The sequence below is a fragment of the Bordetella sp. MIP270_01_BMS genome, assembly GCF_054958705.1.
The window spans coordinates 766,825-781,745 of record NZ_CM143297.1; the positions used below are offsets into that span (position 1 = coordinate 766,825).

The window sequence follows — 14,921 nt, forward strand, 5'->3', positions numbered from 1 at the left end:
GGGCAATGCGTTCCGAAATAGAGCGTTCATCGGACGATCGGTCCGGATCAGGCACGCTCGAAGATCGCCGCGATCCCCTGCCCGCCTCCAATGCACATGGTGACCAGGGCGTACCGGCCACCGATGCGCTGCAACTCGTGGAGCGCTTTGACGGTGATGATGCTTCCTGTTGCTCCCACGGGGTGCCCTAGCCCGATGCCGCTGCCGTTGGGGTTGACTTTCGCAGGATCAAACCGCAGCTCACGCGCGACCGCGCAGGCTTGTGCGGCAAACGCCTCGTTGGCTTCGATGACGTCGATCTGATCGATCGATAGCCCCGCCCGTTGTAGCGCTTTACGCGTGGCAGGCACCGGTCCTATTCCCATGAATGCCGGGTCGACGCCGGCATGGGCATAAGCCACCAATCTGGCCAAAGGCTCGGAGCGATGTCTGCGAACCGCCGACTCGTCCATCAACACGACTGCCGCGGCACCGTCGTTCAGCCCTGACGCATTACCGGCAGTCACTGTGCCGTGTTCGTTCTTGAATACGGGGCGCAGCGCGCTCAACGCGTCGAGGGTCAGGTTTCGCCTGACATGCTCGTCGATGTCGAACCTGACAATGCCCTTGCGCGTCTTGCACATTACCGGAACGATCTGTTGTTGGAAATGTCCGGCATCGATCGCTGCGGCAGCCCGCCGATGAGACTCCAGCGCCAGTGCGTCTTGGTCCTCCCGCGTGACCTGGTAGCGTGCGGCGACATTCTCGGCCGTCACGCCCATATGAATCTGGTTGAAAGGGTCGGTCAGGGCGCCGAGCAGCATATCGGCCATGGTGCTGTCGCCCATCCTGGCGCCCCAGCGCTGGCCGCTGGCCAGATACGGCGCACGGCTCATGTTTTCCACGCCACCGGCAACCGCTATGCCGACATCGTCGAGCATGATGGACTGCGCGGCAGAAACGATGGCCTGCAGGCCTGACCCGCAGAGCCGATTTACGTTATACGCAGGAACCTCGTAGCTGACTCCCGCCTGCACCGCCGAGATCCGTGAAAGAAATACATCCCTCGGTTCGGTGTTGATGACATTGCCCATGACGACGTGGCCGACTTCCCCACCATCGAGGTTCGCTCGTGCCAGCGCTTCCCGGATCACTGTCGCCCCCAACTCGACGGGCGGCACGTCTTTCAACGCCCCGCCGAAATCGCCGATAGCAGTGCGCACAGCCGAAACCACAAATACATCGCTCATTTCATGCCCATATGTGGTGTCGCAGCGCGTTCAGGCGGCCTGCTGCAGCGCGGCCTCGAGGCCGCGTGCTGGAACCCAGAACGCCGGATCGGCCATAGGATTCGCCGCGAAGTCCCGCATTTTCTCGGCGACTTTGCCAAGCCCCAATTCTGATGCGTAGAACATTGGCCCGCCGCGATAATCGGGAAAGCCGTAGCCAGCGACATAAACCACGTCGATGTCGGAGGCGCGTTGCGCGATTCCTTCGTCGAGGATTCGGTAGCCTTCATTGACCAGTGCATAGACCAGGCGCTGAACAATCTCTTCATCGGTAATAGCCCGTGGCCGGATGCCGGAGGTCTCGCGGAATCGCTCGATCATCGCCTCGACCTCTGTGCTCCGTGTCGCGCGATGGCTGCCCTCCTGGTAGTCGTACCAGCCGCGTCCGACCTTCTGGCCACGCCGTTGCATTTCCTCGATCAGCAGATCCGGCAGCCTGCTATATCGGAGCTCGGGCATGTCAATGCGGCGGCGCTGCCGGATGTCGTAGCCCACATCATTGCCCGCCATGTCGCTCATCCGGAAAGGACCCATGGCAAAACCGAAACGTTCAATCGCGCCATCGACCTGCTTGGGTGATGCGCCCTCTTCGAGGAGGAATCCGGCCTGCCGCAAGTACTGCTCGATCATCCGATTGCCGATGAAGCCATCGCAAACCCCGGCGACAATGGCAGTCTTGCCAAGGCGTTTCGCCAGTTGCATCACGGCGCCAAGCACCGCTGGACTGGTGAGTTCGCCCCGCACGATTTCCAACAGCCTCATGACATGTGCCGGGCTGAAGAAATGCGTTCCCACGACGGCATCGGGACGAGAAGTCGTGGCGGCGATCTTGTTGATGTCAAGCATCGACGTATTGGACGCGAGTATCGCGCCCTGCTTCAGGTGGGCATCCAGCTTTCGGAACACGTCCTCTTTGATACTGAACTGTTCGTAGACCGCTTCGATCGCGATGTCGACGTCACGCAGATCTTCGAAATGCTCGGTTGGAGTGATACGCGCCAGACATTGGGCCATCTGGTCCGCGGTGAGACGCCCCTTGTCGCGAGCGCGGCGGAAGCCATCTTCGATTGCCGCCAAACCCCGTCGCAACGCGGCCTGGTCGACGTCCAGGAGCATGACCGGCATACCGGCCTGGGCAATGCACTGAGCGATGCCCGCGCCCATGGTGCCGGCTCCGATCACCGCAACACTCTCAATGGCAGACGTCGAGTTCTGGCGTGGTAAGCCAGGAATGGTCATTGCAGAGCGCTGCGCGAAGAACAAGTGGATCAACGCACGCGATTCCGGGCTGTCATTCAGAGCAGTGAAATACTCGTGCTCCCTCTGCAGCGCAGAATCGAACGGAAGCGTCAGAGAACCTTCAATGGCCTCGATGCATAGCTTTTTCGCGGGATGGCCATAAGCCCGACGCTGCACCTGCTCTCGGGCGGCCGCGAGCAGCTCCTGGGCCTGCTGGCCGTCAACGTGGAGGTCCCTGACCCGGGCATGCCCCGATCTGGCAGCCATTTCGGTGGCAAACTCGACCGCGGCGGGAAGCAGCTCATCATCGCGGTCGACCAAGGCATCCAGCAGCGGCGCAGAGGCAAGCATTTCTGCGCGAACCGCCTCACCCCAGACGATCATGTCCAGCGCTCGCCCCAATCCCACGAGCCGCGGGAGTCGCTGCGTTCCGCCGGCGCCCGGCAATAACCCGAGTTTCGATTCCGGCAACGCCAGCATGGCGGCGCGAGTCGCGATGCGCGCGTGCGCTCCCAAGGCAAGTTCGAGTCCGCCTCCCATGGCCATGCCATGAATCGCCGCCACAACCGGCTTGCTGCAGTTCTCGACGACATCGATGACCGCGCCGAGATCCGGATCACGCCAGACATCGGCGCCGCTGAATTCCTTGATGTCGGCGCCGGCCGAAAACATTTTTCCGGCGCCGATCAGCACAATCGCCCGAACCGATTCGGCGTGAACCGCCTCGCGAATGCTGGCCACCAACATGGATCGCACTGCATGCCCCAGGCTGTTGACCGGGGGCGCATCGATGGTTATCACCGCGACGTCGGCTTGGCTTCCGTAAAGCTTCATCTGTAAAGTTCCTGAGTCCAAGATGCGGCGAATACGCCGCGAAAATGCCAGATCAGAAATTTGGGGCTCTGCGCTGTTCCATGGCCTGTACTGCCTCTTCGAAGTCCGGCCCATTCAACAGCATGCTTTGCGCGTAGATGTTGAATCCCCACTCACTTTCCATGGTTGATTCCAGGCCGCGGCGCAGCCCTTCTTTGGCCACACTCAGTGCCGTAGGCGCCTTGCGCGCAAGATCCTCCGCAAATTCGCGGGCAGCTTTTCCAAGCGATTCCAGATCCACGACCTGATTAGCCAGGCCGATGGCGGCAGCTTCCTCGCCATACACCCGTATCCCGCGCATCACCATGTCGTTGGCGCGCCCAAGCCCGATCAGGCGCGGCAGCAGGAACATGCCGCCCAACGGAGGAATGATGCCCAGGTCTATCCAGGACTCACAGAAGAACGCTTCCCGCGCCACGACACGAAAGTCACAAGCGACGGCTATCTCGCATCCTGCGCCGACGGCGGGTCCGTTGACGGCTGCGATGGTTGGCTTCGAGCAGAGCTTGATGGTCTTGGCGGCACCACCAAAATAGGTGTAGACCGTGGAACGGATCTCGATGGGAGTCATCTTGGTAAGCTCGTTCAAGAAGGCTTTATCGCCGCCCGACGAGAACGCCTTTCCTGCGCCGGTCAGCACAATGGCGCGGACCTCGTCATCTTTTTCGAATTTCTGGACGGCGGAGATCAACATGCCCAGGAAGTCGGGCGTGAAGGAGTTGAGCACCGCGCTGCGGTTGAATGTGATATAGCCCACCCGGTTTTCGACCCGGGTAATCAGATCTTCAGTCATGTCAGCCTTGCTTCCGTTGAGTACACACAATTAGAAAATGCGACGCCACGCCGGGATCAGGATCGCTTCAGCAGCGCATCGCCGATCACTGCGCCCTGTCCGTGCGGGCGCACGAATACTGGATTCAGATCCATTTCCTCGATGCTGTCGCGATTCGCCGAGGCAATCTCCGAGACTTGCTGCACGAGCTTCGCAAGCGAGGCGACGTCGGCTGCTCCCCGTCCTCGTGCACCTTGCAGGATGGGAAAGCCTTTCAAGGTCTCGATCATTTGATGGGCTTCATCCAGACTGACTGGCGCCAGACGGATTGCGACATCGCGGAACACTTCGATAAAGATCCCGCCGAGGCCGACGGCAATCATGGGCCCAAACACGGGATGCCGCTGCACCCCTACAAAACACTCCGTGGCCTGTCGCACTCGTTCTTCGACCAGAACCCCTTGCGCATCGGGCGGGAACAAGGCTTGAAGAGCAGAAAATTCCGCCTCGGCGCTGTGCACTGTCACGCCGATTCGAACGCCACCGACGTCCGATTTGTGCGGGATGGACACGGCCTGCAGTTTCATGACGGCGTCTCCGTCCATCGTAGCCACCACCTGTCGCGCCTCTGCGGCGCTGTGCACGAGCCGCCCCGCGGGCACGGGCAATCCGGCCTTTCGCAGCATTGCTTTGACAGTGGCTTCAGTCTGTACGCCGGCCGGGCCCTGTGCGAGGTCTTGTGTGAGCTCATGCCAGGTTGCGACGGCATCGGCCTGCGAGTTTGTCGGCTGGTGATCACGGTGCAATGCCCATTCAGCCATCTTTGCCAACGTCCCGATGCAGGCGGTGGCGTCGTTAAAGACGGGCACCCCGTGTTTCCTGATTCTGGAATAGATGGATTTATCTTCTGCCGCGACCCACGTGACGGCAATCGGCAGCTCGGTGCGCGAGGCCAGCCGTCCGATCACCTCGACCAGGGCGTCCTTGTTGCCGTCGCACATCCCGATAAAGATCGACAGAATGTCGGCCTCCCCGCTCTGGATGATTTCGTCTGCCGCCTTCTCGAGAAGCGAGGCGTCGGCCACGAGCTGCCCCGTCAGGTCCACGGGGTTGACCACGCTGCCGAAACTGGGCACCACCTCGGCAAGCCGGGCCTGCAGCGCGTCAGAAAACGCGGCTATCTCCAGCCCCTGCTGGCTGCAATCATCTGCCATCAGCGTTGCCGCGCCTCCCGAAATGGACAGTATGGCCACCCGGCGGCCCCGTGGCATGCGCCCCGTGGAGAAGGCTGCGGTCAAATCCCGAAATGCGTCCGCCGAATCGACGCGCACGGCTCCGGCCTTCAAGAAGGCCGCGCTGTATCCCTCGTCGGATCCGGCCAACGCCGCCGTGTGCGATGCGGCGGCGGCACGCCCGGCATCGGTCCGGCCGGTCTTCAGTATGACGACGGGCTTTCCCGCATTGCGTGCGCGACGCAAGGCCTCCACGAAGCGAGGTCCTTCGTCCTTGACGCTTTCAAGGTATCCGCCGATCACGCGGATCCGGTCTTCCTTCACGATGTAGTCCAGGAAATCGCTGAAAGTCAGGTCGATCTCGTTGCCCGTGCTGGTCCAATAACCGACACCAATGCCCTCTTCCTGGGCGGCCGCGAAAACCAGGCCCCCGAAGACTCCGCTTTGAGTGATGAGGGCGATCGGCCCCGCCTGCAATGCGTCGCTGGAGAGCGCTCCGGAATAGGTAGCAGCAACCCGGTCGAACAGGTTGATGCCTCCCTGGCAATTCGGGCCACACACCCGAATACCCGTCTCGCGCACGACAGCCCTGAGTTGCTCTTCGACCTGCCGGCCCGCGTCGGTTCCGAGCTCACCGAAACCGCCTGACAGGATGGTGGCGACCTTGATGCCCTTGGCCGCGCAGCGGCGAACCGCGTCGGGAATCGCTTCAGCTGGCAGCGATATCATGGCCAGATCGACATCCGGCGGGAGCGATTCGATATCCTTGAAACAAGGATACCCGCCGAGTTCGTCATATTTCGGATTAACCGGATATATGCCGCCACCGAACCCATGCTTGCGGAGATAGGAAAGCGGACGCGACGCCATTTTTCCATGGCCGCCGGAGGCGCCGATGACTGCAATGCTGCGGGGCCGGAAAAATGCATCCAATGCTGATGGAGAGTACATGCTGAGGTGAACTCCTGCGTACGGGATTGAAGAAATTACTCGGGCTTGATGTTCGCCGCCTCGGCCATTTCAGCCGTGCGAGCAGTTTCTTCCTGGATGACTCTGACGAATTGCTCGGAGTCGCTCGCCACGATGTCAAACCCTCGCTCTTCGAGCGATTTCGCGAACACAGGCTGGCTGACGACCTTGGTGATGTCGCCTTGCAACTTCTTGATTATGTCCGTCGGGGTCCCCGCTGGGGCAAACAGGCCGAACCAGATAGTGGCCGCCATATACGGGAAGTTTGCTTCACTCACGGTGGGAACGTCTGGCAGCGCGCTGGACCTCGAGGGCGAGCCAATCGCAATCGGCTTGGCTCGTCCGGAGTTCAAGGCGCCCGTCGCACTGCTCGGACTCACAACCGTCATCTGCACTTCGTTGGCCATCACAGCGGTCAATGCAGGGGCCAATCCTTTGTAGGGTACGTGCAGAATGTCGACCCCTTCCCGCTTCTTCATCAATTCGAAAAGAAGGTTGGGCTGGGTTCCATTGCCGTAAGAGGCGTACGACATGGAGTTCGGACTCCGGCGGATCTGATCCACGAGCTCTTGCATCGAGCTCGCCTGGACAGCGGAACTCACCAGGATAAGCTGTCCGCTCTGCACCAGCTGAGACACCGGCACGAAACTCTTATCCGGGTCATAAGGCAGCGATTTATACAGAAATCGGTTGCTGGTAATAGTTCCATTGATGGTCAACATCAACGTGTAGCCGTCGGGAGTCGAACGAGCCGCTCTCTCCGCTCCGATGACCGAACCTGCGCCGCCCACATTTTCGATAATGACCGACTGACTCCACAGATCAGAAAGCTCTTTTCCGAATGCGCGCGCGACGAAATCTGCACCGCCTCCTGCCGGCCACGGCACGATGATGCGCACGGGCTTGTCCGGGTACGCGGCCGCACTGGTTGCGCCCATCAGCAGGCCGGCGGATATCGCCAGCAATTTCAGCAAGGTGCTCTTCATTATCTCCATCCTCTTCAAGGTGATGTGTAGCGATTCAACGCTTTTTTTATATTTCCCGGACCGCTTGCGCACGATGCCTACGACGCAAGAGGCCTGAGAAAGACTGGATCCTTCAATACATAAAAGAACGACCGGCAAGCTGTGCAGCGCATGAGGAGTTCATTGGCGGCGCCACCCGTCATGCTTTCAAATTCGACCTTATCAGCGCACGCGCAGAATGGGCACTGAACGCTGCTCGTATCCACCCCATAATCGGCTGCATTGGGAAATCTGGTGCAGGACTTCATCTTGCAAGCTCGGCATCTTTGAACCGAACCATATCCCACAGCGCCGAGGGCCGGGGCGGCGCGCCCGAGCCGCTCGTCCCAGACCTCCGCGGCCGACGCCTGAGGTTCAGCCGCACCGAGCAGGTTCAGCAGCGGCGCCACGTCGGCCAGGAATTGTGGCCGGGCCGACGCCGCGCATTGCTGTATCCAACGCATTGCCAACGGCATCCGCCTGGCGAAGGCTGACCGGACCGCGTCCGGATTGTGCTCGGTCTCGATCTTCAACCATCCAAGACAGTAGGCACTATGGAAGGCACAGTCGCGGCGCATCATTCGCGCCTGATTGACAAGCAGACGATCGGCACTCGCTTCCCACTCACCCGAGGCGACGGCCGCGATGGCCTCGGCGAGATATATCGTCATCATCAAGTCGGCCCAGGATTCCGGGGCCGAATCCAGTATCTCCGCTGAAGCAATCTCTGAGGCGTCGCGGCCCCGTTCGAGCCAGCTGTAATCGTTACCGGCTTGCTCCAACAGGCGGTAAAGGGCCCGCGTTGCGCCCAGTGCGGTGCCTGAAATCGCCAGCAAGGTGGCGAAATCACCAATGGACCGGCCATTGAATACAGTCGCTATACAAACATTGCCCAGCACAAGCTTGGTATCGGCCACGCGCAGCAATGCATCTATGTCGTAAGAAGTAGTCGTCATCAGGCGTACTCTCGGAAATGCGGTGAAGGAAGAAGCTGCGCTCAGATCGGCTTGATCTTGACGCGCTTCGTGCGCTCAGTGATCGGTATGACCGACGCCAGAGGGACCAAACACATTTCCGACCAAGGGTGCTGGTCATAGACATACCAGGCCCGCGTGATGGCGATATCGGAACTCGGCGCCTTCACGCTGCCGACGTGTTGCAGTGGATCTTCCGAATCCTTGCGTGCGAAAACTTCAAAGAATTCTTCTTTATATGAACGAGTCATGATTCGGATCCTTTAGGCGTGGAATTGACTTGTATGCCTGCCGCTCGCATGGCGGCGCGCGCACTGCTGGACATATCCGCCGGACTCCAGAATCTGGCCCCCTGAAAAGACACGGATATGGGCTCCGTGACCCCGGCCGAACGCAAAGCGGCTTGAATGTCATCCCGAAGCATCTGCAGCCCAGGGCAATGATGGCAAGGAACGTTGACCACCACTTCTATGCCATCGCTATCGTTGAACTCCGCCCGTTCGAGCATTCCCAACTCGGCAAGGCCAAACGGCAAATGGGGGTCTTTGACGGCACCGACCAACTGGTGCAATTCTTCGCGGCTCACCATAGGTCCTTGCCCCATCGTTCGTTCTGGATACGTTCCAGCCCAGACCTCTTGATGGGCCCGCCCTTTTTCCAGTGAGCGAATTTTTCGGGCCAGGTGATCTGAGCGCCGAAGTTCCATTTCTTCTTTTGCTCATCCCACGCGATGGGCTCCTCGTAGCTCAAGACGTGGCGACCCAGTTTGTGGTCAAAGTGAGCGGGAATCTGGATTCCCACCGACTCGCAGAACGGAACGACTTCATCCAGCCACTGCTGACGCAACTCATCATTACTCAGGCCCCGGATGCTGTAGGTGAGTTGATCGGTACGTTTTTTCATGGCGTCCGGTGTCCCGAACCAGCTTGCCGCCATGGGAAACAGCAGATCAACCGCGGCCTGAACGCGTTCGCGCGCATGTGCCGAGTGGTGCCAGAAGTATCTGACCCAGCGTTCGCCGTGCGCCACGTGGAATCGCTCTTCGAAATTGACCTTGCGCAGCGACCGCGCGTAAGGTCCGAACGAGCAGTGAGCCTCCAGGTCGCGGGTGGTGGTGTAGCCGGCCCGATCTCCCAAGGCCATCATGACCACGCAGGTGATGTAATCGCCGACGTCCTGCTCGATGAGCTCAAAAGATTTGACGGCTTCCGGGGGCCGCTCCATGATCAGTTTCTGGGCATCGAATCCAAAATCTTCCAACATGCGATACATGACCTGGGCGTGTCCCATTTCGTCCTGGATGGAAGCCGCGACAGCAATCTTGTCATCCAGGGTCGGAGCCGTGCATAACGCGCCGTAATACGAAGGCAAGGTCATGAGTTCCAGGTCGGCTGCGATCAGCATGGTTTGCGTCAGCACCTCCCGATACCGGGGCGTCATCTCCTCTTCGCACTCGAGCTTATGGCCGGCCTTCACGCGCAGCTGCAGCGAGCGCTCTACTGCATCCTCTTCTCGAGCCGGCGATGCATCTGCTACGGTTTGCTTTGTGATCACTTCCGTCACCTTCATCGTTGGTCCCAGTTCAACGCGCATAAAATCAATACTTACTATTCAGTCAGTATCAGATAAACAAAAAAATGCGCGGCATTAATAGATGGAGTAACCGCCGTCGATCGTCATGGTGTCCCCCGTGTGGTAGCTCGAGAGATCGCTCATCAGGTAGATCGCGGCACCGGAAAAATCGTCGATAGAACCAAAGCGACGCAACGGAATTCGCGGCAATACTGCTTTGACGAACTTTTCGTTGTCGAACAACCCTGCAGTCATATCAGTAGCGGTATACCCGGGCAACAACGCGTTGGCCGTGACGCCGTACCGGGCGAACTCGACCGAGATTGACCGCGCGAGCGAAGCAAGGCCTGCCTTGGTGAGGGCATAGTGCTCGTTGGCCGCAGTTCCGAAATGCGCGGCGATGCTGGACATCAGCACGATACGGCCGGATTTTCTTCCTTGTTCGCTTTGCAGCTTCATTCGCGATAGCGCCGCCTGGCACACATGAAAGGCGCCATAGAGATTGAGCGAAATCATTTTTTCCCAATCCGCTGGCTGCCGCTCCAGGAAGGGTACCCGGCTTCCCCCGCCCATTCCAGCGTTCGCAAACATGCCGTCGATGTATTCGAATCGCGCTACGGTCGCGCTGGCGGCGCTTTCGACCTCGGAAGGGTTTGTCACGTCGCAGCAGTACGTCTCGACCTGACCGGGCAGATCCTTCAAGGCCTCGGCGGCGGCGCGATTCTTCTCTGGGTTTCTCGCCCAGATGGCGACGTTGCACCCGGCCGACGCCAGACCCTTGGCAATGCCGAAGCCAATTCCGCTGTTTCCGCCGGTGACTACGGCCACTTTCTCTTTTAGATCCATAGGGTGTCGGTACATTTGAGGCTCCATTTTGGTTTAGGTGTTTGGCTCATTTTGCGAACGGGGGCTAGGCACTGGCGAAATGGGAGCGTGCTAAGCGGCCGAACCCAGTTTGGACGAAGCTGTGTCACTGCCCGGCACTGCGATGCCTGCCATCAGCATTGCGTACAAAGAATCGAAGAGCCCTTTGCCTGCGATATTGCGATCGCTTCTCCACCACTCCAGCATCGTGCCGTCGTTGAGGGCGAGCATCAACGAGGCCTGTTCGTCGGCGCTCAGGTCAGTGCGGAACACCCCATCCAGCTGGCCCTCTGCGATCACTCCTGCCAAAAGCTGCGCTGTCTGGCGGTAGCCCCACTTGACGCGCTTTTCTGCCACCTCGCCGGTGCCCGCGAATTCGATCGATACCATAATCGGCAGAAGCAGCATGGCGGGTGAACTCTTTGCCAGATTTGCCTGATGCACGAGAAAGTGGCGGATCCGCTCCAGCGGGGGCACGCTGGTGTCGGTGAGTTTCACTCGCAGCCGGTCGAGCACCTGCTCCTGAACGCGTTCCAGCAAGGCCAGCAATACCGAGTTCTTGTCGCCGAAATAGAAATACACCGACCCTTTCGTCAGCCCGGCCTTCGCGCCCAATTCTTCCGTGGTCGTGGCATGGAAGCCTTTCTGGATGAAAAGGCGTTCCGCAGCTGCCAGGATTTTTTCAATGCTGGCATCGCGCTGTTCCTGCTTAGTGCGGCGTTTCTGGTCTGTCACCATGTACTGCATCCGGTTCGAGATGGGCGTGTCGGTCAAGAGAATAACCGCCGCCCCATTAAACATACTGTCAGGTAAGTATGTTGCTGACAGCGCGCCAGATCAAGTAGTTGTTCATTGGTATTTACCCGCAGGGGCCCGGCCAGCGCCCCCCCTGCGGTATCACGAATCTTCGAGCATGGGTTGGCCCGCTGAGGCCAGCGCCGCGGCCTGCGCATCCGCCAGGGCTTTGTCGCGTGCCCGCTGCTGCGCGGCCAGCACCTCATCGGCGGCCAACGATTCGAAGACGGCGATCGATTCCACGTGGCCGGTATGGGGAAACATGTTGATCACGCCGGCGCTCTTGAGCACATAGCCGCCCTCGTGGACCATGATGGCAGCGTCGCGAGCCAGCGTAGCCGGGTTACAGGATACATACACAATGCGGCGGGGCCTTTCCGCAGGCTCGAGCAACGCCAAGGCTTGCGCCACTGCGTGGGCGCCCTCGCGCGGCGGATCGATCAGCATGCGATCGAAGTATCCCAGGCCGCGCAGCCATGCCACGTCGACTTCGAACAGGTTCAGCGTGGCGAAGCTCGTGCGCGATCCCAGGCCATGCCGTTCCGCGGCTTCCAGGGCACGGTCGGTAAGCGCCTTGCTGCCCTCCACACCCACGGCCTCGCGGCCGCGCGTGGCCAGCGGCAGGGTGAAGTTGCCGAGGCCGCAGAACAGGTCGGCGACGCGATCTTCAGGCTGAACGTCCAGCAGCGTGAGAGCACGCGACACCATGGCGCGATTGATGGCATGGTTGACCTGCGTGAAGTCCGTGGGCCGGTATGGCATGCGCAGGCCGAATTCGGGCATCGTGTAGGCCAGCGTATCGGCATGCGCCCGCTCGAGCGGATGTACGGTGTCCGGGCCCTTGGGCTGCAGCCACCACTGCACATCGTGACGGGCCGCGAACTCGCGCAGCACCGCCAGATCAGCGTCGGTGAGCGGTTCCAGATGCCTCAGCACCAGCACTGTGACGCCCTCGCCGAGCGCCACTTCGATCTGCGGCAGCCGTGTCGGCGCCGACATCCGGGCGATCATGGCGCGCAAGGGCAACAGCAGGTCGCTGACGTGCGGGGGCAGTACATGGCATTCACGCATATCGGCCACATAGCTGCTCTTGCGCTCGTGAAAGCCGACCAGTACACCGCCCTTCTTGGGCACCACGCGCACCGACAGGCGTGCCCGGAATCGGTAACCCCAGGTCGGGCCGTGCAACGGCGGCAATACGCGTCGGGGACGCAATTTACCCACGTGCCAGAAGGTATCTTCCAGGGCGCGCTGCTTGATCGCCACCTGGGCGCTGGGCTCGAGATGCTGCATGGCGCAGCCGCCGCAGACGCCGAAATGCGGGCAGCGCGGCGCTACGCGCAACGGCGACGGCCGCAGCACCTCTGTCACGCGCGCGATTTCATAGGAAGGCTTGCGCCGCACGGTTTCTGCAACGACGCGCTCGCCGGGGAGCGCCCCCTCGACGAATAGAACCTTTCCATCGCGGTGGGCAATTCCCCGGGCCTCGAGGTCCAGGGATTCGATATTCAGTACTTCGGCCATCTTCGGTCGTTCCAGGCTAATACGGCAGCCGGGCATTGTAAAAGATGCGGCCGAAGCACGTCGCGCCGCCGTGCGGCGCTTGCCTAGAAGGCGTGAGCGACCGAGAACACGGCGCCCAGGCGTCCCGAGGGGTGCCCATTCTTGGTAGGCAGCCAGTTGTCCTTGGTGGCGCCAACCGCGGCCAGTCCGAGCACCCAGCCGTTCAGGTCTTTGGTGACGCCGAGTTTGTAGTCCACATAGTGCCCGATGGAGTTGCCATCCATGTCCACCTGCTGCTTCAACTTCTGGTAGCCCACATGCGCCACCAGGCCCCAGCCATCGCCAAGATCGAAATTGGCCGTTCCGTCCAGATACCAAGTCCCCTTGCTGTCCGGGGTGCTGAAGAAGTCGCTGGGGGTGTAGGAGTATTTCAGGCTATAGCTGCCATAGCTCAGGCCGATGTACAAGTCGGTGTTGTTGTAGTTGCCGCCCTTGGGCGAAGACGAGCCGGGGTAGTAGTAATACAAGGCGCCCACGTCGAGCCCGATGCCATGGCCCAGGTCCCCTTTCCAGCCGCCGTAGAAATCCATTTCGAGATTGCCTTCGGGGAACACGAAGTCGGATACGTTCGAGTTCCAGTTGCCCACGTAGAAGCCCGAGCTGTGCGTCAGATCGATGCCTACCTGCACGGCAGGCCGGAAATTGGTCTGGGAATACCCGCGGAAGCGGTAGTCACTGACGACGGCAGCGTTACCGCTCAGCGAAAATCCGCCACCCAAATCAGTCTCGGCATGGGCAATAGCGGCGAAGCCGGCGCAAAGCGCCAGGGGCAAGGCAAGCAGCGTGCGTTTCATGGTGCGGATCCTGTGCGAGGGACTGAACGCCGGCGGGATGCCGGTCTGTTGGCGCCGGCGCGCGAGTATGACGCGGCACCGGCTGACTATGCTTAAAGCACCTTTCGTGCCAACTCCGCTTTCCCGGCTTTCCCTTGCTTTCGGCCGCGCGGCCGCACCGCCGTAGTGCAGAAACCTGGGGCCGCGCACGATTCAGGCGCAAGACGCGCCGGCGCTTGCGCCAAACTGGGTATACCCTTCCCGCTGGCGCGGCATGCGGGCCGCGCGATATCCCAGGCAACAAAAACGCGGCCCATGGCCGCGTGAAGATCGGCCGCTACGGCATGGGCCGCAGCGGAACAGGTGGGGCTCAGTTCGCCGGTGCCTGCGTGGGCGCAGCCTTGGCATCTTGGCCGTCTTTCAGCGTGGCGCGACGTTCCTGCATCTTGGCGTAGCGGTCCTGCATCTTCGCCCGACGCTCCTGCATCTTGGCCTGCCGCGCCTTGACCAGTTCCGTAACCTGCTGGCGCTGGGTGTCATTGAGCGTGTCCCATGCGGCCAGCCATTTGCCGCGAACCTGCCCGGCTTGCTCGCGGAACTGCTCCCTGCCTTCATCCTGGCGCGCGACGAGCGCCTGGGGATCGAGCTTACCGCTGGCCAACTGGGTATTCAGCAGTTCGTGACGCTGGTTTCCGGCGGCGCGCATGGATTTGCGCAGCTCGGCCTGCGCGTCGCGTGCCGCGTCGAAAGCGGCCTGCTGCCTGGCGTCGAGCTTCAGCGCTTCGACCTGCTTCTTGCTGATCGGGCCAACGCCCGGAACCATGAAAGCACCCTGCATTTTCATGCCCGCATGGTGGTGACCATGCTTGCCCCCACGATGCTGACGCTGTTCATGGCGTGCGCCATCGGCGTCGGGCGCCGCCACCGCGGTGGCGGACAGGCCGGTGGCGGCCATGGCCAGGCTGAGTGCGGCGAGGGAGGAACGGATCGCGAATCGGGACATAGTGGTCTCCTGGAAAAGTG

The 14,921-nt window shown here is 60.9% G+C and carries 14 protein-coding genes; all 14 read right to left on the reverse strand.

Annotated features, from left to right (window positions below):
- Positions 1-47: 47 nt before the first annotated feature.
- The 14 genes from ACV17W_RS03485 to ACV17W_RS03550 all read right to left on the reverse strand — a co-directional run bounded on the left by ACV17W_RS03485 (position 48) and on the right by ACV17W_RS03550 (position 14,901).
- The gene (locus ACV17W_RS03485; RefSeq protein WP_462595068.1) at positions 48-1,229 is read right to left on the reverse strand and encodes an acetyl-CoA C-acyltransferase family protein; all 1,182 of its coding nucleotides are present in this window, start codon (positions 1,227-1,229) and stop codon (positions 48-50) included.
- 30 nt (positions 1,230-1,259) lie between these two features.
- The gene (locus tag ACV17W_RS03490; RefSeq protein ID WP_462595069.1) at positions 1,260-3,341 is read right to left on the reverse strand and encodes a 3-hydroxyacyl-CoA dehydrogenase NAD-binding domain-containing protein; all 2,082 of its coding nucleotides are present in this window, start codon (positions 3,339-3,341) and stop codon (positions 1,260-1,262) included.
- A 52-nt stretch (positions 3,342-3,393) separates the two neighbouring features.
- On the reverse strand, positions 3,394-4,173 hold the full coding sequence (locus tag ACV17W_RS03495) for an enoyl-CoA hydratase/isomerase family protein (RefSeq protein ID WP_462595070.1): 780 nt from the start codon (positions 4,171-4,173) through the stop codon (positions 3,394-3,396).
- 56 nt (positions 4,174-4,229) lie between these two features.
- Positions 4,230-6,335, reverse strand: coding sequence for an acetate--CoA ligase family protein (locus ACV17W_RS03500; protein WP_462595071.1), 2,106 nt, complete (start codon positions 6,333-6,335; stop codon positions 4,230-4,232).
- Positions 6,336-6,370: 35 nt separating this feature from the next.
- Positions 6,371-7,339, reverse strand: a complete 969-nt coding sequence (locus ACV17W_RS03505) for a Bug family tripartite tricarboxylate transporter substrate binding protein (protein WP_462595072.1) — start codon at positions 7,337-7,339, stop codon at positions 6,371-6,373.
- 77 nt (positions 7,340-7,416) lie between these two features.
- Entirely contained in the window at positions 7,417-8,313 is an 897-nt protein-coding gene (locus ACV17W_RS03510; RefSeq protein ID WP_462595073.1) for a Phenylacetic acid catabolic protein, read from the reverse strand.
- A 41-nt stretch (positions 8,314-8,354) separates the two neighbouring features.
- Complete coding sequence (locus tag ACV17W_RS03515; RefSeq protein ID WP_462595074.1) at positions 8,355-8,582, reverse strand: phenylacetic acid degradation b; 228 nt, start codon at positions 8,580-8,582, stop codon at positions 8,355-8,357.
- Positions 8,579-8,935 (reverse strand): iron-sulfur cluster assembly protein, encoded by a 357-nt coding sequence (locus tag ACV17W_RS03520; protein ID WP_462595075.1) that lies wholly within the window; start codon positions 8,933-8,935, stop codon positions 8,579-8,581. The genes ACV17W_RS03515 and ACV17W_RS03520 overlap by 4 nt, the downstream gene beginning before the upstream one ends.
- The gene (locus ACV17W_RS03525) at positions 8,914-9,924 is read right to left on the reverse strand and encodes a 1,2-phenylacetyl-CoA epoxidase subunit PaaC (protein ID WP_462595076.1); all 1,011 of its coding nucleotides are present in this window, start codon (positions 9,922-9,924) and stop codon (positions 8,914-8,916) included. Before ACV17W_RS03525 ends, ACV17W_RS03520 begins: the two co-directional genes overlap by 22 nt.
- Before the next feature lie 54 nt (positions 9,925-9,978).
- The gene (locus ACV17W_RS03530; protein ID WP_462595077.1) at positions 9,979-10,749 is read right to left on the reverse strand and encodes an SDR family NAD(P)-dependent oxidoreductase; all 771 of its coding nucleotides are present in this window, start codon (positions 10,747-10,749) and stop codon (positions 9,979-9,981) included.
- A gap of 90 nt (positions 10,750-10,839) precedes the next feature.
- Positions 10,840-11,541: a TetR/AcrR family transcriptional regulator gene (locus ACV17W_RS03535; protein ID WP_462595078.1), complete on the reverse strand. Its 702-nt coding sequence runs from the start codon at positions 11,539-11,541 to the stop codon at positions 10,840-10,842.
- A gap of 123 nt (positions 11,542-11,664) precedes the next feature.
- On the reverse strand, positions 11,665-13,086 hold the full coding sequence (gene rlmD, locus ACV17W_RS03540; RefSeq protein ID WP_462595079.1) for a 23S rRNA (uracil(1939)-C(5))-methyltransferase RlmD: 1,422 nt from the start codon (positions 13,084-13,086) through the stop codon (positions 11,665-11,667).
- 83 nt (positions 13,087-13,169) lie between these two features.
- Entirely contained in the window at positions 13,170-13,919 is a 750-nt protein-coding gene (locus ACV17W_RS03545) for a TorF family putative porin (RefSeq protein ID WP_462595080.1), read from the reverse strand.
- Between the two features lie 349 nt (positions 13,920-14,268).
- Positions 14,269-14,901: a hypothetical protein gene (locus tag ACV17W_RS03550; protein ID WP_462595081.1), complete on the reverse strand. Its 633-nt coding sequence runs from the start codon at positions 14,899-14,901 to the stop codon at positions 14,269-14,271.
- Between the last annotated feature and the right edge of the window lie 20 nt (positions 14,902-14,921).